Source organism: Saccharothrix tamanrassetensis, from assembly GCF_014203665.1.
Classification (GTDB): Bacteria; Actinomycetota; Actinomycetes; order Mycobacteriales; family Pseudonocardiaceae; genus Actinosynnema; species Actinosynnema tamanrassetense.
In genome coordinates this window covers 468,840-488,311 of record NZ_JACHJN010000001.1, presented here as the reverse complement: position 1 = coordinate 488,311, position 19,472 = coordinate 468,840, and the positions used below count along the sequence as shown (strand labels likewise).

General features: G+C 72.2%; 17 protein-coding genes. 13 read left to right on the top strand and 4 right to left on the bottom strand.

Annotation, left to right across the window (positions count from 1 at the left end; translation table 11 throughout):
• Window positions 1-31 precede the first annotated feature (31 nt).
• The 4 genes from FHS29_RS02015 to FHS29_RS02000 are packed head-to-tail and all read left to right on the top strand — an operon-like array spanning window position 32 to window position 2,676.
• Window positions 32-451 carry a roadblock/LC7 domain-containing protein gene (locus FHS29_RS02015; RefSeq protein ID WP_184687621.1) on the top strand — a complete coding sequence of 140 codons (420 nt, stop codon included), beginning with the start codon at window positions 32-34 and terminating at the stop codon, window positions 449-451.
• The gene (locus FHS29_RS02010) at window positions 448-807 is read left to right on the top strand and encodes a DUF742 domain-containing protein (RefSeq protein WP_184687619.1); all 360 of its coding nucleotides are present in this window, start codon (window positions 448-450) and stop codon (window positions 805-807) included. The genes FHS29_RS02015 and FHS29_RS02010 overlap by 4 nt, the downstream gene beginning before the upstream one ends.
• Window positions 808-826: 19 nt before the next feature.
• The gene (locus FHS29_RS02005; RefSeq protein WP_312864747.1) at window positions 827-1,396 is read left to right on the top strand and encodes a GTP-binding protein; all 570 of its coding nucleotides are present in this window, start codon (window positions 827-829) and stop codon (window positions 1,394-1,396) included.
• A gap of 47 nt (window positions 1,397-1,443) precedes the next feature.
• Entirely contained in the window at window positions 1,444-2,676 is a 1,233-nt protein-coding gene (locus FHS29_RS02000; protein WP_184688582.1) for a cytochrome P450, read from the top strand.
• Window positions 2,677-2,736: 60 nt separating this feature from the next.
• Here FHS29_RS02000 and FHS29_RS01995 read toward each other — a convergent pair whose 3' ends face one another.
• Both FHS29_RS01995 and FHS29_RS01990 read right to left on the bottom strand, forming a co-directional pair.
• The gene (locus FHS29_RS01995; protein ID WP_184687616.1) at window positions 2,737-3,954 is read right to left on the bottom strand and encodes a cytochrome P450; all 1,218 of its coding nucleotides are present in this window, start codon (window positions 3,952-3,954) and stop codon (window positions 2,737-2,739) included.
• Window positions 3,955-4,215: 261 nt separating this feature from the next.
• Window positions 4,216-5,535, bottom strand: coding sequence for an amidase family protein (locus tag FHS29_RS01990; RefSeq protein WP_184687615.1), 1,320 nt, complete (start codon window positions 5,533-5,535; stop codon window positions 4,216-4,218).
• A 269-nt stretch (window positions 5,536-5,804) separates the two neighbouring features.
• Between FHS29_RS01990 and argG the strand changes: the two genes are divergently transcribed.
• From argG to FHS29_RS01970, 4 genes are all read left to right on the top strand, one after another.
• On the top strand, window positions 5,805-7,250 hold the full coding sequence (argG, locus tag FHS29_RS01985) for an argininosuccinate synthase (protein ID WP_184687613.1): 1,446 nt from the start codon (window positions 5,805-5,807) through the stop codon (window positions 7,248-7,250).
• Between the two features lie 292 nt (window positions 7,251-7,542).
• A complete protein-coding gene (locus FHS29_RS01980) occupies window positions 7,543-8,253 on the top strand; it encodes a class I SAM-dependent methyltransferase (protein WP_312864703.1) in 711 nt (236 codons plus the stop codon).
• Window positions 8,254-8,343: 90 nt separating this feature from the next.
• Window positions 8,344-11,622: a HEAT repeat domain-containing protein gene (locus FHS29_RS01975; RefSeq protein WP_184687612.1), complete on the top strand. Its 3,279-nt coding sequence runs from the start codon at window positions 8,344-8,346 to the stop codon at window positions 11,620-11,622.
• Between the two features lie 178 nt (window positions 11,623-11,800).
• Window positions 11,801-12,673, top strand: a complete 873-nt coding sequence (locus FHS29_RS01970) for an isocitrate lyase/PEP mutase family protein (protein WP_184687610.1) — start codon at window positions 11,801-11,803, stop codon at window positions 12,671-12,673.
• Between the two features lie 26 nt (window positions 12,674-12,699).
• Here the strand turns inward: FHS29_RS01970 and FHS29_RS01965 are convergent, their stop codons facing one another.
• The gene (locus FHS29_RS01965; protein WP_246439769.1) at window positions 12,700-13,449 is read right to left on the bottom strand and encodes a hypothetical protein; all 750 of its coding nucleotides are present in this window, start codon (window positions 13,447-13,449) and stop codon (window positions 12,700-12,702) included.
• 462 nt (window positions 13,450-13,911) lie between these two features.
• Here FHS29_RS01965 and FHS29_RS01960 point away from each other — a divergent pair, with 462 nt between their 5' ends.
• Genes FHS29_RS01960 through FHS29_RS01940 form a run of 5 tightly spaced genes read left to right on the top strand, consistent with a single transcriptional unit; the run spans window position 13,912 to window position 18,649 of the window.
• Window positions 13,912-14,142: a phosphopantetheine-binding protein gene (locus tag FHS29_RS01960; protein WP_184687608.1), complete on the top strand. Its 231-nt coding sequence runs from the start codon at window positions 13,912-13,914 to the stop codon at window positions 14,140-14,142.
• Window positions 14,139-15,605, top strand: a complete 1,467-nt coding sequence (locus tag FHS29_RS01955) for a tryptophan 7-halogenase (RefSeq protein ID WP_184687606.1) — start codon at window positions 14,139-14,141, stop codon at window positions 15,603-15,605. The genes FHS29_RS01960 and FHS29_RS01955 overlap by 4 nt, the downstream gene beginning before the upstream one ends.
• A 33-nt stretch (window positions 15,606-15,638) precedes the next feature.
• Window positions 15,639-16,205, top strand: coding sequence for an EF-hand domain-containing protein (locus FHS29_RS01950; RefSeq protein ID WP_184687604.1), 567 nt, complete (start codon window positions 15,639-15,641; stop codon window positions 16,203-16,205).
• A 1-nt stretch (window position 16,206) separates the two neighbouring features.
• The gene (locus FHS29_RS01945) at window positions 16,207-17,268 is read left to right on the top strand and encodes a class I adenylate-forming enzyme family protein (protein WP_221455263.1); all 1,062 of its coding nucleotides are present in this window, start codon (window positions 16,207-16,209) and stop codon (window positions 17,266-17,268) included.
• 1 nt (window position 17,269) lies between these two features.
• On the top strand, window positions 17,270-18,649 hold the full coding sequence (locus FHS29_RS01940) for an aldehyde dehydrogenase family protein (protein ID WP_184687602.1): 1,380 nt from the start codon (window positions 17,270-17,272) through the stop codon (window positions 18,647-18,649).
• Here FHS29_RS01940 and FHS29_RS01935 read toward each other — a convergent pair.
• Complete coding sequence (locus FHS29_RS01935) at window positions 18,646-19,470, bottom strand: oxidoreductase (RefSeq protein WP_184687600.1); 825 nt, start codon at window positions 19,468-19,470, stop codon at window positions 18,646-18,648. The genes FHS29_RS01940 and FHS29_RS01935 overlap by 4 nt on opposite strands.
• Window positions 19,471-19,472: the final 2 nt, after the last annotated feature.

Here is a 19,472-nt window from a genome sequence, read left to right as displayed (position 1 = left end):
CAGGCCCAGGACCTCGGCCCCGACAGCCCGGATGAACACCACCGACCGCGACCTCGACTGGTTGCTGGAGAACCTCCTCGACAGAACCCCCGGCTCCCGGCACGCCCTGGTGCTGTCCAAGGACGGACTCAAGCTCTGCCGCACCCGCGGCCTCTCGGTGGACCAGGCCGACCAGCTCGCCGCCATCGCCTGCGGGATGCAGAGCCTCGCCTACGGCGCGTCGATCGAGTTCGGCGACGGCACCGGCGGCGTGCGCCAGTCGATGACCGAGTTCCACGGCGGCCTGCTGTTCATCGTGGAGGCCGGGCAGGGCGCCCACCTGGCCGTGGTCGCCGTGGACGACGCCGACGCGGGCGTCATCGGCCACAACATGAACGAACTGGTGGAGCAGCTCGGCGACTACCTGTCGACGCCACCGCGCCAGGCGCCGTACAGCCCGCGACCGGCATGAGCCCGCGCCTCCACGACGAGAACCCGGACCGCCTGTACACCATCACCGGCGGGCGCAGCCGGGTCGTCGACGACGGGTCGATCGACCTGGTGACGCTGATCGTCAGCGAGAGCGAGCCGTCGGCGGGCATGCAGTCCGAGCACGCCCGCATCCTGCGGATCTGCCGCCGCCCCACCGCCGTCGTGGAGCTGTCGGCCGACCTGGAGCTGCCGGTCGGCGTGGTGAGGATCCTGCTGTGCGACCTGCTGGACGCGGGTGTGGTCACCGCCCGCCACCCCCGGACCTCCCACTCGCCGGACGCACTGCCGTCCCCGGAACTGTTGAAGCGGGTGCTCCTTGGCCTCCAGAAACTCTGACACCGCACCACGCGCGCCACTGCGCGCCACCGCCCACCACGGACTCAAGATCGTCGTGGTCGGCGGGTTCGGCGTGGGCAAGACGACGATGGTGCGCTCGGTCAGCGAGATCAGGCCGCTGTCCACCGAGGAGACCATGACCCGCGCGGGCATCGGTGTCGACGACACCACCGCCGTGCGGGGCAAGACCACCACCACCGTCGCGTTCGACTTCGGCCGCATCACGCTCGACGACGAGCTGGTGCTCTACCTGTTCGGCGCACCCGGCCAGGAGCGGTTCTGGTTCCTGTGGGACCGGTTGTTCGCCGGGACGCTCGGGGCGGTGGTGCTGGTCGACACCCGGCGCGTGCAGGACTCGTGGTACGCCATCGACCGCCTGGAGCACCACGGCACGCCGTTCGTGGTGGCGCGCAACAACTTCGGCGCTCCGCAACACTCCCGCCACCAGCTGCGCGACGCGCTCGACCTGCCGCCGCACGTGCCGCTGGTCGACTGCGACGCCCGTCGGCGCGACTCCAGCAAGGCCGTGCTGGTCGCGTTGGTGAACCACCTCTTCGCCTTGTCCTTCGCCAGGGAGACCACCCCGTGACCCACCCGACCGACCTCACCGCGCTGACGCCGCCCCACGGCAACCCGATCCCACCGCCGGGGTGCCCGGCCCACGCGAAACCCGTGGTGGCGCTGCACGGCCCGCTGTTCCAGCAGCGGCCCGCCGAGCTGTACCGGCAGCTGCGGCGCGAGCACGGCCCCGTCGCGCCGGTGGAGCTGGAGGGCGGCGTGCCCGCCTGGTACGTCATCGGCTACCGCGAGCTGCACCACGTGCTCACCAACGACCAGCTGTTCGCGCGGGACTCGCGCCGCTGGAACCAGTGGGACCGCATCCCGCCGGACTGGCCGCTGATGCCCTACGTGGGCCACCAGCCGTCGGTGATGTTCGCCGAGGGCGTCGAGCACCGGCGCCGCTCGGGCGCCATCAGCGACGCGCTCGGCGCGATCGACCAGTTCGAGCTGCGGCAGCGCTGCGAGGACGTCGCCGACAAGCTGATCGACGCGTTCGTGGTATCCGGCCAGGCCGACCTCATCGCGCAGTTCGCGAACCCGATGCCCTCGCTGGTCGTGGCGAAGCTGTTCGGGCTGTCCGACCGGGAGCTGCCACCGCTGGTGCGCGACATCTCGCTGTCCGTGGACGGCGGGGAGGACGCCATCCCCGCCTACGGCCGGGTCGCGGTGGCGATGCGGCAGCTGGTGCACCGCAAGTCCGTCGCGCCCGGCCCGGACGTGCCGTCGCGGATGCTGGCGCACCCGGCGGGCCTGACCGAGGAGGAACTGACCCGGGACCTGCTGGTCGTGCTGGCCGCCGCGCAGCAGCCGACCGCGAACTGGATCGGCAACACGTTGCGGCTGATGCTGACCGACGACCGGTTCGCGGTCACCCTGTCCGGCGGACGTCGCAGCGCGGGCCAGGCGCTCAACGAGGTGCTGTGGGAGGACACGCCGACCCAGAACTTCGTGGGCCGCTGGGCCACCCAGGCGACCCAGCTGGGCGGCCACCGGATCATGCCGGGCGACCTGGTGATCATGGGGCTGGCGGCGGCCAACACCGACCCGCAGGTGCGGCCGGACCCCCACTCGGGCTCGTCCGGGAACCACGCGCAGATGTCGTTCAGCCACGGCGAGCACCGCTGCCCGTTCCCCGCGCCGGAGATCGCCGAGGTGATCGCCAAGGCGGCCGTGGAGGTGCTGCTGGACCGGCTGCCGGACGTGGTGCCGGCCGTCGCGCCGGATGAGCTGGTGTGGCGGCAGTCGGTGTGGATCCGCGGCCTGGTGGCGTTGCCGGTGGAGTTCACCCCGGCCTACGTCTCCCGCTGAGCCGGTGTCGCGGCCGGGCCCCGGAGGGTCCGGCCGCGTCCGGTCGACCGTCCGCGTCGGTCAGCCGACCGGGGTGAACTCCACCCACAGCTCGGCCGGGCCTCTGGTGAACACCCCGCGTTCGCCCGCCCGGAAGCCCTCCACCAGGCGCACGTCGGGCATCGCGTCCAGCAGTTGGCCCACCCCGACCTCCACCTCCGCCTTCGCCAGCAGCGCGCCGACGCAGAAGTGCCTGCCCAGCGCGAACGACAGGTGGTTCGCCGCTGCGGAGAACGCGCGCGTCGTGCTCAGGTCCTCGCGGAAGATGTCGAACTCGTCGGGGCGGTCGTAGCGCGTGCCGTCCCGGTTGGCCGCACCGATCAGGCAGGTCACCGTCGCGCCCGCGGGCACCACGCCGCCGGACAGCTCCACGTCCGCCGCGGTCTGCCGCATGATCATGTGCACGGGTGGGGTGTACCGCAGCGTCTCCGCGAACGCCCGCGCCACCAGCGACCGGTCCGCGCGGACCGCAGCCAACTGGTCGGGGTGCTCCAGCAGGTTGCGGAAGATCGCCGCGATGGCCTTGTCGGTGGTCTCCCCGCCGGCGGCGAGCAGCAGCGAGCAGAACGACTTGATGTCCTCGTCGGACATCTGCGTGCCGTCGATCTCGGCCCGGCACAACGTGGACAGCAGGTCGTCCCCGAGGTTCTCCCGGCGATGCCGGATGATCGGGATCATGTAGGCGGAGAACTCCTCGTGCATGCGCCGCCCGTTGGCGGCCACCTCGGGATCGCCGGCGAGGTTGCTCAGGAATTCGATCACCGACGTGTACCAGCGGTGGAACTTCTCGTGGTCGGACTTGTCCAGGCCGAGCATGTCGACGATGACGTTGATGGGGAAGTGCGAGGCGAACTGCGATACCAGTTCCGCCCGGCCGGTGTGCCGGAAGCGGTCGATCAAGTCGCGCGCGTTGCGCTCGATGACCGGGAGGAACTTGCTCTCCAGCGTGCTGCCGCGGAACGCGGGCGCCACCAGGGCGCGCCGCACGGAGTGCTCCCGGCCGCTCATCTGCACGATCGTGCGGCCGTGCACCGGCTCGACCTGCCAGTCGTAGTTGTCGCTGGTGAAGACCGGGTCGCGGAAGGCCCGTTCGACGTCCTCGTAGCGGGAGATGAGCCAACTCCGGGTCGCCTCGTGGTATACCAGCGGCGCTTGCTCGCGCAGTACCCGATATGCGGAGTACGGGTCGGCGGCGAAATCCTGGGACAGGATGTCCGGTAATTCTTGTGCCGTGGTCATGACATTCTCCGGGAAACTGGGGTCATGTCCGGCCGAGGTTAATGACCGCTGTCCGGTCGGGCCAGCCGCCACCAGTGGGAATGCATATCCACGCGGGATCGAAGACAACCCGTAAGGCGGTTGCGCGGTGAGTCTTCCTGCTGTCCGGACAACGTGGATCGGCAGACCGGGCGTAACCCGGCAATTCCGGGTGGTTAGCGGCGGGGGCCGAGCCCGATTTCTGCGTAGACGCCGGTCGGGTGGTCGCCTGCCCGGTCGGGATCAGGCTCCGGTCAGCGCGGCCTGCACCGCGTCGGCGATGCGCAGCAGGCGGGAGTCGCCGAAGGCGTGGCCTTCCAGGCACAGGCCGACCGGCAGTCCGTCCCGGGTGTCACCCGCCGGTAGCGAGATCATCGGGAGACCGGCCACGGTGCCGGGGCCGGCGTTACGCGTGACGGTCGGGAAGATCGGCACCTGCCGCCCGTTGAGGGGGATCACGTCGTCTTCGCCGATCAACGGCGGTGGCACCGGGGCCGTCGGCCCCATGACGACGTCCACCCGGGTGAAGAGTTCGGCGTAGGAGCGCTGCAACCGCCAACGTGCGGCTCGCGCGTCCTGGTACGCCTGGACGGGGAGGGGCGACGAGGACAGGGTCTCGACCAGGGCGCGGACGTCGGGGGAGGCGATCTCGTCGGCCCAGTGCTCCACAGCGGACCCGACGCGGTGCGCCAGCAGCCGCGGGGCCTCGAAGAACACCAGGTCGTTGCCCGGCCCGGCGGCCACGGCCAGGTCGTCGCCCAGGTCCACGTCGACCAGCTGCGCACCGGCCCGTTCCACTGCGGACAGTGCCTCTTGGACCACCCTGGCGACTTCCGGGTCCAGGTCCTGGAAGCGGCTGCGCGGCAGGCCGATCCGCAGACCCGTGAGAGCGACCGGCGTGAAGTCCGCCGGCTCGCGGGTGATCACCTCGTCCACGACCCGCACGTCCCGCACGGTGCGGGCGTGGACGCCGATGGTGTCCCGGCTGGTGGAGAGGTTCACCACGCCGTCGCCCGGGTACCGGCCGGTGGACGGGCGGAACCCGACCACGCCGCAGAAGGACGCGGGGATGGTGACGGAGCCGCCGGTGTCGGTGCCCAGCGCGAACGGCACGACCCCGAGGGCGACGCCGACCGCGCTGCCCCCGCTCGACCCGCCGGCCGAACGCGCCGGGTCGACCGGGTTGCGCACCGGCCCGAACGCCTTGTTGTTGCTGGTGATCCCGAACGCGAGTTCGTGCAGGTTCGTCTTGCCGACCACGACCGCCCCGGCGTCCCTGAGGGCACCGACCACACCGGCGTCGACAGCGGCGGGGGAGTTGCGCAGCAGTGGGCTGCCGGCTGTGGTGGCGTCACCCTGGACGTCGATGTTGTCCTTGACCGAGAACGGGATCCCCGCCAGGACCCCTTCACCGGACGGTATGGCGCGGGTGACGCTGATCCAGTCGCCGTGCACGGAGGCTTCGGCCTTCCCGACGGCCTCGGACAGGTGGCGGGCGCGATCGGACGGCTCCATCCTCTGCCAGTCGGCCAGTGACAGCGCGGGGGAGACCTCGTCGACCATGTCCGTCCTTCCAGGCGTCGTGGTCGGAACGTAGGTTCGGCGAGGGGGTCGGTCAATGTCCGTCGGCGCCCTCTACTTTGTACTGGGCGCACGGTTTCGACCGGACCGGTCATGGGCGCGACCCCCCTGGTGAGTGCGGCGGTCGGCGTGTCGACCACGCTGCCGAGCCTGTGACGACCGTTCGACGCGTCCCATGAGGCGGGCCCTCCCGGGCAGCCCTGCCGACCCCGGCTTTGAATCACAATGCACCGCTGTGCATAATTCTGCCCGTGTCCAAGGTACTCACTTCGCTCCCCGCCGGTGAACGCGTCGGCATCGCCTTCTCCGGTGGTCTCGACACCTCGGTGGCCGTCGCGTGGATGCGCGAGAAGGGCGCGGTGCCGTGCACGTACACGGCGGACATCGGCCAGTACGACGAGCCGGACATCGCCTCGGTGCCCGGCCGCGCCATGGCGTACGGCGCGGAGCTCGCCCGGCTGGTCGACTGCCGGGCGGCCCTGGTGGAGGAGGGGCTCGCGGCGCTGGCCTGCGGGGCGTTCCACATCCGGTCCGGCGGCCGGGCCTACTTCAACACCACCCCCCTCGGGCGGGCCGTCACCGGCACCATGCTGGTGCGCGCGATGCTCGACGACGACGTCCAGATCTGGGGCGACGGCTCCACCTACAAGGGCAACGACATCGAGCGGTTCTACCGCTACGGCCTGCTGGCCAACCCCTCCCTGCGGATCTACAAGCCCTGGCTGGACGCCGACTTCGTCAGCGAGCTGGGCGGGCGCACGGAGATGTCCGAGTGGCTGCTCGCCCGTGACCTGCCGTACCGGGCCAGCACGGAGAAGGCGTACTCCACCGACGCGAACATCTGGGGCGCGACGCACGAGGCCAAGGCGCTGGAGCACCTCGGCGCGGGCATCGAGATCGTCGAACCGATCATGGGCGTGCGGTTCTGGGATCCCGACGTCGAGATCGTCACCGAGGACGTCGCGCTGGGCTTCGAGCAGGGCCGGCCGGTGACCATCAACGGCAAGCCGTTCGCGTCCGCCGTCGACCTGGTGCTCGAGGCGAACGCCATCGGCGGCCGGCACGGCATGGGCATGTCCGACCAGATCGAGAACCGGGTCATCGAGGCCAAGAGCCGGGGCATCTACGAGGCGCCGGGGATGGCGCTGCTGCACGTGGCCTACGAGCGGCTGGTCAACGCGATCCACAACGAGGACACCCTCGCCGCCTACCACAACGAGGGGCGCAAGCTGGGGCGGCTGATGTACGAGGGCCGCTGGCTGGACCCGCAGGCGCTGATGGTGCGCGAGTCGCTCCAGCGCTGGGTCGGCACGGCGATCACCGGCGAGGTGACCTTGCGGCTGCGGCGCGGTGACGACTACTCCGTCCTGGACACCACCGGCCCCGCGTTCAGCTACCACCCGGACAAGCTGTCCATGGAGCGCACCGAGGACTCCGCGTTCGGGCCGGTCGACCGGATCGGCCAGCTGACCATGCGCAACCTGGACATCGCCGACTCCCGCGCGAAGCTGGAGCAGTACGCTGGCCTCGGCATGGTCGGCAGCCGGCAGTCGTCGCTGATCGGCGCCACCCGGGTGGCCCCGACCAAGCTGATCGGCGCGATGGACGAGGGCGGCGCCGAGGTGATCGCCTCCCGCGGCGAGGTCGCCGACGACGAGCTGCTCGACCACGCCGCCCTGGAGGCCGGCAACGACTGACCCGCCGGTGGAGGTCTCCACCGACAGCGGCACGTCCGGAACGCGCGCACCCCGCTCACGTCGAGCGGGGTGCGCGCGTTCGGCGTCTGCGGGTGCGATCAACCGCAACCAGGCCAACTGCGACTGAACTCCGACCGTGGTCGTCGTTCACGGCACGAGTTGCCATATCGGCAACAAAGCTTGCCGCGACGGCCCATCGACTCGCATGGTGGTCACGGCGGTGCGCGTGCCGGTCGCGTCGAACCGGTGGCGGGTGGCCGCTGCCATGGCCTGTGAACGGAAGGGAACCGTCGTGCCCGAGGAATTCGACCGGGAGTTCTGGGAAGAGCGCTACCGCGGCCGCGCGGCGGCCGGCCTCCACGAGCCCAACCCGCAGCTGGTGGCGGAGGCGGCAGGTCTCGCGCCCGGCAGGGCGCTGGACGCGGGGTGCGGCGAAGGGGCCGACGCCCTCTGGCTCGCCTCGCGCGGCTGGCGGGTCACGGCGGTGGACATCGCCGCCACCGCGCTGCGCCGTGCGCGTCAGCACGCCGAGGCCCTCGGCACCGACATCACGTCCCGGATCGACTGGGTACAGGCCGATCTGACCGGGTGGACACCTGCCGAAGAGCAGTTCGACCTGGTCTCCACCCACTACGTGCACCCGGCGGGTTCACGTGAGGCGCTGTTCGACCGGCTGGCCGCATCCGTCGCGCCGGGCGGCACGCTGCTCGTCGTCGGCCACCACCCGTCGGACCCGCACACGACCGGCCGGCACACGACCGACTCGCACGGCGCCGACCTGCACGGCGCCGACCTGCACGACGCCGATCCGCACAACCCGGCGCCGAACGTGCACTTCACCGCCGAGGAGGTCGCGGCCGGTCTCGACCCCGACCGGTGGGAGGTCGTCGTCGCCGAGGCCAGGTCCCGATCGGTCACCGGCCACGACGGCCGCGAGATCGCCATGCGCGACACCGTCCTCCGTGCCCGCAGGAACGTGCCGCCGACCGTGATGGAGAACTGAAGGCGCACCGGGCGCGCCAGCGCGACCCCGGGTCGCCACCGTTTCCCAAATCGCTGGCGGCGGGGTACCCGGCGGGTCAGACTCGCGGCCGTGACGATCTCCGCCGGCCGCCTTCTCCGCTCCCTCGACCCGCTGCCCTTCGGCGCACGGCAACAGCTGCTCGCCCGCACCGCCCGGGAACTGGTCGGCACGCCGGAGCTGGACGCGCTGCTGCGCGATCTCGACGGGCGGGGCGGGTTGTTCGAGCGCCGCGTCGCGTTGCAGATCGCCTACGTCGCAGGGCACGGCGAGTTCGTCGGGCACTGCCTGTCCGCGCCGCAGACCTCGTTGGCGGGCCGGGCGCTCGGCGTGGCGATCCGGCTCGACCTGCCCGCGCGGGTCTTCCTGGACCGGCTGCCGCACCTGCCGACCGAGCTGCGTCGGAGGCTCTACCGGGCGGTCCGTCGCGGCGACCGCCGGACCCTGGCGGACGCGCTGCTGCCGGCGGTGCGCGCCGCGTACGGCGACGACGAGGCCACCGCCCTGTTGCACGCCTGCTCGGCGGACGTGGTCCGGGCGGCGCTGCCCGAGTTGGAGCACTCGGTGACCAATTCGACCGCGCTCGGTCGGCGTCACCCGGAGGTGCTGCTCGACTTCGTGGACGCCGAGCTGTCCGCGACCGCCCCCGCCTGGTGGTCGACCACCTGGCACCGCTTCGGCGAAGGCGTGGTCGCCGCCGCGCCGGCCGCTCCGGACCGCGTGCTCGACCTGGTGGAACGGGTGCTGCCGCACGCGCACCTGCCGTGGAACCTGCACCGGGTCCTCGCCTGCCTGGCCCGGCACGCGCCGGAACGGGTGGTCGCGATCCTGGCCGACCCGCGCCGCACCGGGCGGATCCCGGCCCGGCGGTCGCTGTGGCGTGCCCTCGCCGTGGTCTCCGACGCCGACCTGGTGACGGTGGCCCGGGTGCTCGACGGTGCCGCCCGCGTGCGGTTCCTGCACGCCGTCGCCCCGTCACGGCGGGCGGCGGTGGTCGCGGGCGTGTTCGGCGACCGCGCCGACGTGCCGCTCGACGTCCTGGGCGAACTGCCGGCCGCCGCACGGGCCGTGGTGGCACGGCGGCTGCTCGCGCGGCCACAGGTCACCGACGACCCGGTGCGGCGGCTGGCGGCCACCTCGATGCTGCCGTGGACCGAGGCGCGCGAAGCGCTGCGCGCCGCGACCCGCCGCGCCACCGCGGACGACCGCGCCACCGGCTACGAGCTGTACGTGCGCGCCGCCGTCGCGACCCGCGACCCCGTCGCGGTCGGCGAGGTGGTCGCGAGCTTCGCGCGCCTGACCAACGAGCAGGACCCGGTGCGCGCTCGGGCGCTCGCCGCACTCGCCGACGTCCCGGGGTGGCTGTTCCGCGCCGACGAGGCCGACACCCTCACCAGGGTCATGATCGACGCCACCGAGGCCCGCGACGCGTCCTGGCAGACCACGAACGCCACCCGCGCGCTCGCGGGCGTGCTGCTCCGCGAGGGCGCGCTGTCGCGGCGGCCCGAGCTGGTCGACGCCGCTCTCACCGCGCTGGAGCGGTTGTCCCGCAACGCACCCCACATCGACCTGCGGGGCCTGGACCGGTCGCTGCCACGCGGCGCGGAGCACCGGGTGTTCGCCGCACTCGAACCGCGCCTGGCCAAGGACGCGCGGCGCGGGCGCTACGCCCTGCTGCTCGGCCTCGCCGCCGGCCTCGGCCGCCGCGCCTGGTACCTGCCCGGGGTGCAGGACCTGCTGGACCGGGCGCGTTCGGCCAAGAACGACGGCGTGGTGGCCACCGCGGTCGACCTGTGGCTCGCGCCGCCGCGCACCCGTGACGAACGGGTGGCCCGCGTCCTCGCCGGCGACCTGTCCACCATCACCCTGCACAGCGTGCGCGAGACCGTCGCCCGCCGCCGCACCGACTTGCTCGACCGGGTGATCGGCAAGCCGCTGCGCGGCCGGTTCCTCAGGCTCGGCACGCGGTACGTGCCGCCGTTCGGGAACTGCTTCCACCGCTGGCTGCCGCGCCAGGTCGCCGCCCACACCGCCGAGCTGCACGAGCTGGCCAAGTCGCGTCATGCCAACGTGTACGAGCGTGCGGCGGCGGTGCGCGCGCTCGGCCACGTGCCGGGCGCGGTGGACGTGGTGCGCGGGTTCCTGGAGGACCGCGAAGTGCCGGTGGTGGAGGCGGCGCTGGCCGCCTTGGCGTGGACCGACGAGCCGTCGGCCGTGCTGCCGGACCTGCTCGCGCACGTGGACACCGACCGGGCGCGGGTCGCGGTGTACGCGTTGTCCCGGTGTGCCCTGTTCACGCCGCCGGACCGGCTCGGTGCCCTGCTCGCACCCGTGTTGACGGGTCGGAAGGTGACGGCGCGGAAGGAAGCCGTCCGGTTGATCGCGCGGCACCGCACTCCCGGCGCGGCCGCGGCACTGTCCGAGGCGTGGGACGGGGCGCACCGGGACGTGAAGCGGGCGTTGGTGTCGGCGACCCGGTGGTTCCTGGACGACGAGGCCGCGTGGGACCTGTTGGCCCGTGCGACCGCCGACGAGCGCGAGGTGGCCACCGAGCTGCTCGACCTGCCGCCGACGGCCGTGGCCCGCCGTCATCGCGACCGGTACGCGGAACTCGTGCGGGCGGTGGCCGCGTCGACCGACCCGGACACCGCCCGCCGCGGCCTGGAGGCGTTGCCGCAGTGGATCCGCTGGGCCGACGGCACCGCCGACCTCCTCGTGGGGCTGGTGGTGGACCTGGACAACACGGCGACGTGGGAGTCCGCCCTGGCCGCGCTGATGCGCGCGTCGGCCACCGCGTCCGACCCGGAGCCGCTGCGGCGCGCCGTGGCCGGGTTGCTGGCCGTGGCGGACCGGCACGAGACCGAGCCGTTCCGCGACCTGCCGGGCCGGCAGCGGATCACGGCCCTGGTGCGGCACGTGGTCGAACGCCGCGACGCGATCGGGTGGCGCGCCACCGCACGGGTCCTCGCTCCCGACCTCGCCGCGGCGGGCCACCACTCGTCGGCGGTCACCCTGGCCACGCTCGCCGTGCCGTGGGAGGAGGGCGCCGAACTGGACGCCCTGCGCGAGGTGGCGCGGTTCGCGGTGCGGCCGACCCTGCGGTGGCAGGCCTCCGGTGAACTGGCCGACGTGCTGAACCGCCTGCTGCCCCGGCTGTCCCGGCGCAGGCTGCACCAGGTCGCGACCGCACTGGCCGCCGAGTGCCCGCCGCTGGCCCTCGCGGTGGTGGAGGTCGTCGGCCGTGGCGCGGGTTGGCCCGGCGAGTGGCGCGACCTGCTGCGGGAACTGCGCCGGCACGACGACCCGGACGTCCGGGAGGCCGCCTTGGCGGTGTTCACCGACCGCGAATGACACCGCTGCGAATGGCACCGCTGCGAATGGCACCGCTGCGAGTGGCACCGGCCGAGGTCGGCACCGGTCGGGAGTGGCACCGGGGCGCCACCGGCCGCCGGACCGTCGACTCGAACGTGGCGGAGGGTCATCCTTCCGATATCTCGACCGGGCGGGCGACGGGTGGCAGGTTCGCCGCATGGCATACGGGAAGGCTCTGCGCGAGGCCGTGGCGGTTCCCGGCGGCACGACGCCGGTGGTGGGCGTGTTCGACATGCTGTCGGCCTCGATCGCGGCACGGCACTACGACGCCCTGTTCGTCTCGGGCCTCGGTGTCGCCGCGTCCCACTACGGCCTGCCGGACATCGGGTTCATCGCCTGGCCGGACGTGATCGCCTTCGTGCAGCGGCTGCGCCTGGCGTTCCCGCGACATCACCTGCTGGTGGACATCGACGACGGGTACGTGGACGTCGAGGTCGCCTGCCACGTGGTGCGCAGCCTGGAGCAGGTGGGCGCCTCCGGTGTGGTGCTGGAGGACCAGCGGCGGCCACGGCGCTGCGGTCACGTGGACGGCAAGCAGATCCTCCCGAAGCAGGACTACCTGGACAAGCTGAACGCGGTGCTGGCCACCCGCGCGGATCTGTTCGTGGTCGCCCGCACCGACGCCACGGACGAGTCGGAGATGGTCGACCGCGCCGCCACGTTCGCCGGCACCGACGCCGACGCCGTGCTCGTGGACGGCATCCCGTCCACCGGCGCGATCCGCCGGGTGGCCGCCGCGACCGGCCGCACACCGCTGGTGTTCAACCAGATCGCCGGCGGTCGGTCACCCGCGCTGTCGCTGACCGAGCTGGCCGGGCTGGGCGTGGACGTGGCGATCTACAGCACCCCGTGCCTGTTCGCCGCCCACCAGGCCATGGACGACGCCCTCACCCGCCTCCGCGACGCGGACGGCCGGCTGTCGGCGGACTCGATCGGTGTAGCCGCCTCCCAATCCCTGCTGGCCCACAACCTGGCGACCCACCGCGCCCGGTCCGCACCGCGTGGAGAACCCTCACCGGTTCTCACGTGACCGCAACGGGTCGGTGCCGCCGGTCGTCAGCTCCAGTAGTCGCGCACGGGAAGGCGGATCCACGCGTCCGGCGGGCCGGTGACTGCGCGGTTGTCCACGGGCCGCAGCCCCACGTACGCGAAGCAGTACGCGACCGCGTGGTGCCGGTACAGGTGGGACATCAGCACATCGCCCTGTTCGTCGGGCTGACCACCGGGGCTCATGTCCCACGCGATGATCTCACCGTCGCGGATGATGCTGCCCTGATTGCCGCTCTTGGGGTTGGCGTACAAGGCATAGCAGGTCGTCCGCACCGACAACGCCTTCGTCACACCGTGCATCGTCGGCCCGTACCCCCACGGCTGCGCGAGCACGCACCCGCCGGGCACGTCGGTGGCCCACATGGTCAGGATGGTGTCGTCACCGACCGGATCTTCCGCCCACGTGGCCATCATCCGGTCGAGATCACCGGCCACGATGTGCGCGTCGAGCCTGGACAACGCTTCGGCGACGTCGATGTCCGCGACGCACGCGATCCCGAGCCCTTCGGTGTGCAGGTCGCCGATCACGCCGATCAGCCGCCGGCTCTCCGCCACCACCGCGGCCTCCTCCGGCGCCAGCGAGGCGCCCGGGTCGAACAGGTCAGACGCTTCGCTCGCGAGAGCCGACCGTTCCGGCGACCAACCCGACATCATGCCCCGCGACGGGTCCGCGCCCTCCGCCAACCGCGCTCGCACTTCGTCCAGATCCGTCCAGCGGTGCCAACCGAAGCCGGACCGCCCTCCATCGTCGGTCATGACGATCAGCATGGCGTGCCGGGCCGCCGCACGGGACCACTTCCGGGAACGTCACGCCGAAGCCTCGGCGAAGGTCCTCACCACGGGTGCGAATGCCCGGTAATACACGATCGAGTTGTGTTTGTTTCCCTGTGCTGACAACACTTGAGCACGGTGTGGCAGGCTCGCGGCATCGGGCACATCGCCCTTCGCGAGGAGTCGGCGTTGAGCGAAACGGGATACGCGGACCACGTACCGTGGCCCGCCGACAGCGTCCCCGCTACCGCGCCGCCGGTCACTGGCGCGGCCGGGCGTTCGGCGCGCCGGCGACGGAACTGGCCGCCCGGTACGGACACCGCACTGTCGCCGCACGAGTTGCGCCGGTTCGTGCGGGACCCACCGGTTCCCCGTCACCGGAGTGGGCAGGACGAACAGACGCGCGCTGCGTGCCGCGCCGGCCGCCAGGGCGCACGGGGAGGATCGATGACAGGCAGGGACGCCGTCCGCGAGCACGTGGCCGAGGTGCTCGGCCAACCCGCCGGATCTCTGGACGACCACGAGGACCTGCTCGACCGCGGGGTGGACTCGATCCGGTTGATGCACCTGGTGGAGCGGCTGCGCGAGTCGGGAGTGGACGCGGAGTTCGTGGACCTGGCGGAGACGCCGACCATCGCGGCCTGGGCCGATCTCGCCGGCCGGCGGGCGCGGGCATGACCGGTGACGAGCGGTTCGACGTGGTCGTGCTGGGCGGCGGGCCCGCCGGTTCGTCGGTGGCGACCCTGGTGGCCCGGCGCGGGCACTCGGTGCTGCTGCTGGAGAAGGAGCGGTTCCCCCGGTACCGGATCGGGGAGTCGCTGCTGCCCGCCACCGTGCACGGCCTGTGCCGCCTGCTGGAGGTGGAGGACGAGGTGGCCGGTGCCGGTTTCCAGGTCAAACGCGGCGGCACCTTCCGCTGGGGCGCGGGCAAGGAACCGTGGAACTTCCTGTTCGCCGTCTCGCCGCGGCTGGCCGGGCCCAGCTCGCACGCGTACCAGGTGGACCGGATGGAGTTCGACCGGATCCTGTTGCGCAACGCCGCCCGGCACGGCGTGGACGTCCGGGAGGAATGCCCGGCGACCGGTGTGCTGCGCGACGAGGACGGCCGCGTCCGCGGTGTCCGGTACGCCGATCGCGGTGTGGCCGGGACCGTCCGCGCGCGGTACGTCGTGGACGCCTCCGGCAGCACCGGTCGGCTGTGGACGGCGATCGGCGGGAGCCGCCACTACTCGGACTTCTTCCGCAACATCGCCGTCTTCGGCTACTTCCACGGTGGCAAGCGGCTGCCGGGCCCCGATCGCGGCAACATCCTGTGCGCCGCGTTCGACGAGGGCTGGTGCTGGTACATCCCGTTGTCGGACGAACTGACCAGCGTGGGCGCGGTCGTCGACCACTCGCGGGCGTCGGCGGTCCAGGCCGACCGGGTGCAGGCGTTCCTGGACCTCGTGGGCCGGTGCGACATCGTGTCCGACCACCTGGCGGACGCGACCAGGGTCACCGAGGGCGTGCACGGGCAGGTCCGGGTCCGCAAGGACTACTCCTACGCGACGGATCGGTTCCACGCCGACGGGATGCTGCTCGTCGGCGACGCGGCGTGCTTCGTGGACCCGGTGTTCTCCACCGGCGTGCACCTGGCCACCTACGGCGCGCTGCTCGCGGCGCGGTCGATCAACAGCGTGCTGTCCGGTGACCTGCCCGAGGCCATCGCGATGGCCGAGTTCGAGGGCCGCTACCGGCGTGAGTACAGCGTGTTCCACGAGTTCCTGACCGCGTTCTACGACGTGCAGCAGCACGAGGACACCTACTTCTGGCAGGCCCGCAAGGCGACCGGGATCGGCGACACCGACCTGGAGGCGTTCGCCACCCTCGTCGGTGGCATGGCCTCCGGCGACACGGGGCTCGCCGCCGCCCGCCGACGCCTGGTCACGGCGGGCCACGAACTCTCGGCCGGGATCGCCGCGACCGGTCCGGCGCAGACGCCGTCCGGCGAGCGGATGGCCACGCTGTTCCGCACCCCGGTGGTGCGCGAAGTGATGACCGAGGGGAGCCGGATCCAGGCGGGCGGTGTGCCCGGCCGGCCGTTGCTGCCGGGCGGCCTGGTGCCGTCCGCGGACGAACTGGGCTGGGCAACGGTCGGCTGAGGCCGGCCGGACGACACGAACACAGGAGAAGGCATGACCACGGTTTCCCCGCTCGTCGAGTCCAAGTTGGAGCGGCGCTTCCGGACCTACGACCTCGACGGCAACGGCGTGATCGACCGGAGCGACTTCGAGCTCGTCGCCCGGCGGGTCGCCGCCGCGTTCGGCCTGCCCGCGCACGAAGCCCGGATCGTCCGGCTCGACGTGGTGGTGCTGGGCGTCTGGGAGCGGCTGGCCGAGACCGCCGACGCCGACCACGACGGCCGCATCACGCTGGACGAGTACAAGGCCGCGTTCGCCCGGCACGTGCTGGCGGACAAGGAGGCCTACGCCGCCGCGTACCAGCCGTTCATCGACGCGATGCTGGACATCGCCGACGAGGACGGCGACGGCCGCCTGGGCGTCGGCGAGTACGTCAAGTGGCACACGGCGCTGATGAGCATCCCGCCGGAGGAGGCCGCCGAGGCCTTCCACCACGTCGACCGCGACGGCAACGGGCACCTCACCCGCGAGGAGATGACCGAGGCCGTCCTGGAGTACTACTTCAGCGACGACCCGGGCGCTCCGGGCAACTGGCTCACCGGCCGCCCGCCCTCGGCCTGACGTGCCGCCGTCGTCGCCGGAGGACGCGCTGCGCGCACCGTTCGACGCGCTGCCGGACGTGGACACCATGGTGCGGGCCGCTGTGCGCTGGCACTTCGACCCGCGCACGGGCTCGCCGTTCTGGCAGGACCTGGCCCGGTCGCTGCCGTTCGACCCGGTCGCCGACGTGGCGGGTGCGGCCGACCTGGTCAGGTTCCCCGACGTGGGCGACCACCTGCGGACCGTTCCGGTCCGGGACCTGGTGCCGAAGGGGTTCGGCGCGTCCGCGGTGCCGCTGGTGTTCGAGAGCGGCGGCACGACGGGCGCGCCGAAGCGGATCGTCGAACTGGGTTTCTGGCGGCGCACCGCGCACTGGATCGACCGCTGCCTGGACGAGCACGGCGTCCCGCGCGCCGGCCCGTGGCTCTACCTCGGCCCGACCGGACCGCACGTGGCGGGGTACGCGTTCGGCACGGTCGCCGCGCTGCGCGGCGGCCCGTTCTGCACCGTCGACTTCGACCCGCGATGGGTCAAGCGCAACCCCCGGCAGATCGTCGCGTACCTGGATTACGTGCTGGAGCAGGCGGAGTGGGCGTTGCGCACGCAGCGGATCGCCGTGCTGTGGGCGACGCCGCCGCTGCTGGTGGCGCTCGCCGACCGCCCGGACCTGGTGGACCTGGTTTCGTCCACAGTGGACACCATCGTGTGGTCCGGTGTCGCGGCAAGCGCGGAAACCCTGCACCTGCTGGACCACGAGGTGTTCCCGGACGTACGCCTCGTCGGCGTGTACGGGAACACGGTCATGGGCGCCGCGCCGCAACGGCCGGGGGAGGGGTGCGTGTTCGAGCCGTTCTCGCCGCACAGCGTGATCGAGGTCGTCGATCCGGATGGCCGTGCCGTGCCGTACGGCGAACGTGGCCGAGTACGCGTGCACCACATGTCGGCGGACATGTTCCTGCCGAACATGGTGGAACGCGACCTCGCGACCCGTTGCCCGCCCAGTCGGCCCGGCGGCCCCGACGGGCTGTCCGACGTGACCTCCGCGGTCTGTTCGGACGGCGTGCTCGCCCAGGGCGTGTACTGACGTGCGCGCCATCGACCCGATCGGCCCGGACGGGGTGTACCGGTCGCGTGACCGACAGGTCCTCTCCGACGTGAGCGGCGAGCCCATTCTGGAACTCGGGCTCGCCCCACCGTTGCTGGTCAACCGGATCGTCCGGCGGATGCGCGCGGCGGACGGGCAGTCCCACGCGGACCGCCTTGCGGCCATCGCCCGCGCCGGCGCGTTGTTCGCCGAAGCCGACGTGGACGGCGAAACTCCGGAGGAGTACTGCCGGACGCACGCCCGCCTGTCCGGCGTGCCCATCCGGGCAGCGACCCGCGCCCTGACCGCCGTACGCGAGGCGGCCGAACGCATGGACGAGGCCGTCCGCGCCCAACGCCCACTCGGCGTCGGTGGCAGCACGGTGTGGGTGCGACGCGGCGACGTGCTCGGCGTTCTCGCCCCCGGCAACCACCCCTTGCCGCACACGCTGTGGCCGGCCGCGATCGCCCTCGGCTACCGCGTCGCCGTCCGCCCGTCCACCCGTGACCCGCTTACGCCCGCCCGGCTGGTGATGGCTCTGCACGATGCCGGTCTGAACCCCGGATACTGCGCTCTGCTACCCGGTCCGCACGAGGCAGGCGGTGCGCTCCTCGCCGCGGCCGACCTCGGGTTCGTGTTCGGCTCGGCCGACACCGTCGCTCACCACCAGGGCGATCCCCGCGTCCGGGTCTTCGGGCCGGGGCACAGCAAAATCCTGGTCACCGCCGAGGTCGACTGGCACGCCGAGCTGGATGTGCTGGTGGCTTCGGTGGCGGGCGACGGTGGCACGCAATGCCTGAACGCCACCACCGTGTTGGTGGAGGGCGACGCAGACGGGCTCGCCGAGGCACTGGCCGACCGTCTTACCCGCCTGCCCGTTCTGCCGCCGGAGCACCCGGACGCGACCGTGCCCGTGGCCGCACTTCCCGACGCCGGCCGAATCGCCAATACGTTCACCGCGCACACCGCTATTGCTTACGCGCCAACATACCTCGGTGACGACAGCGCGGTACTGCGTCCTGTCGTCGTTGGCCCGAGCACCGCCGCACCTGCCGTAGAGATGCCATTCCCCTGCGTGTGGGTCATCCCGTGGCGTGGGACGGACGGCATCGCGCCGTTGCGCAACACCTTGGCGCTGACCCTGCTGACGACCCGACGCGACCTCGTAGCGGAGTGCCTGCACGAGCCCACGATCCCCACAGTCCACTGGGGACCGACTCCCACCACAGCCCACGACCCCGTCCTGCCGCACGACGGCCACCTCGCGGAATTCCTGATGACCACGAAGACCCACACCGACCGCTCAGCCCAGCTCGCCACAACCGGAACACGCCGACCGGCGCACGTGGGGCGTTCGAGTGCGGCACCGGTCGGCGGCTAGTCGCGCGTGCGTGTCACCAGGCGGTCGAAGGTGCGGTCGGGGAGGAGTCTGTTGAGCAGCAGGAGGGTCCGGGCCAGGTAGCCCACGGCGTAGCGCGGTTTCGTGGTCGGTGACTCGATGGCCTTGCGGATGATGTTCGCGACGACGGTCGGAGGCGACGCCTTGGTGTTCGCACCCAGTTGTGTCTCTGCTCGGCGTGCCATCGCCTCGGCGACTGCCCGGTACGCTCCTCTGCCGGAGATGTCACGCAACTCCTGCGCCGTACCGTCTTCGAACTCGGTCTGGATGATGCCGGGCTGGATGAGCACGACGTCGACGCCGAATGGCTTGACCTCCTGGCGCAGTGTGTCCGAGTACGCCTCCAGAGCGTGTTTGGAGGCGTAGTACCAGGCGCCCAGCGGCAGGGCGATCTCGCCGCCGATCGAGGACACGTTGACGATCGTGCCCGATCCCTGTTCACGCATGTGCGGCAGGACCAGCTGGACCAGTCGGGCCGGGGCGAAGACGTTGACCTCGAACTGGGTGCGTGCCTGCTCCAGCGACACGTCTTCGATGGCGCCGTGCAGGCCGATTCCCGCGTTGTTCACCAGGACGTCGATCCTGTGCTGTTCTTCGACGATCGTGCTCACGGCACGCGTGAGGGCCTCCTCGTCCGTGACGTCCAGCGCCAGCACGCGACCGCCGGCGGCACGGAGGGCGTCCATCTTCCGCACCCGTCGTGCGGCTCCGTAGACGGTGTGGCCCGCGCGCAGGAGTTCGAGGGCGGTGGCGTGGCCGATGCCGGACGACGCCCCGGTGACCAGGCATACCTTGGCTGCCACGG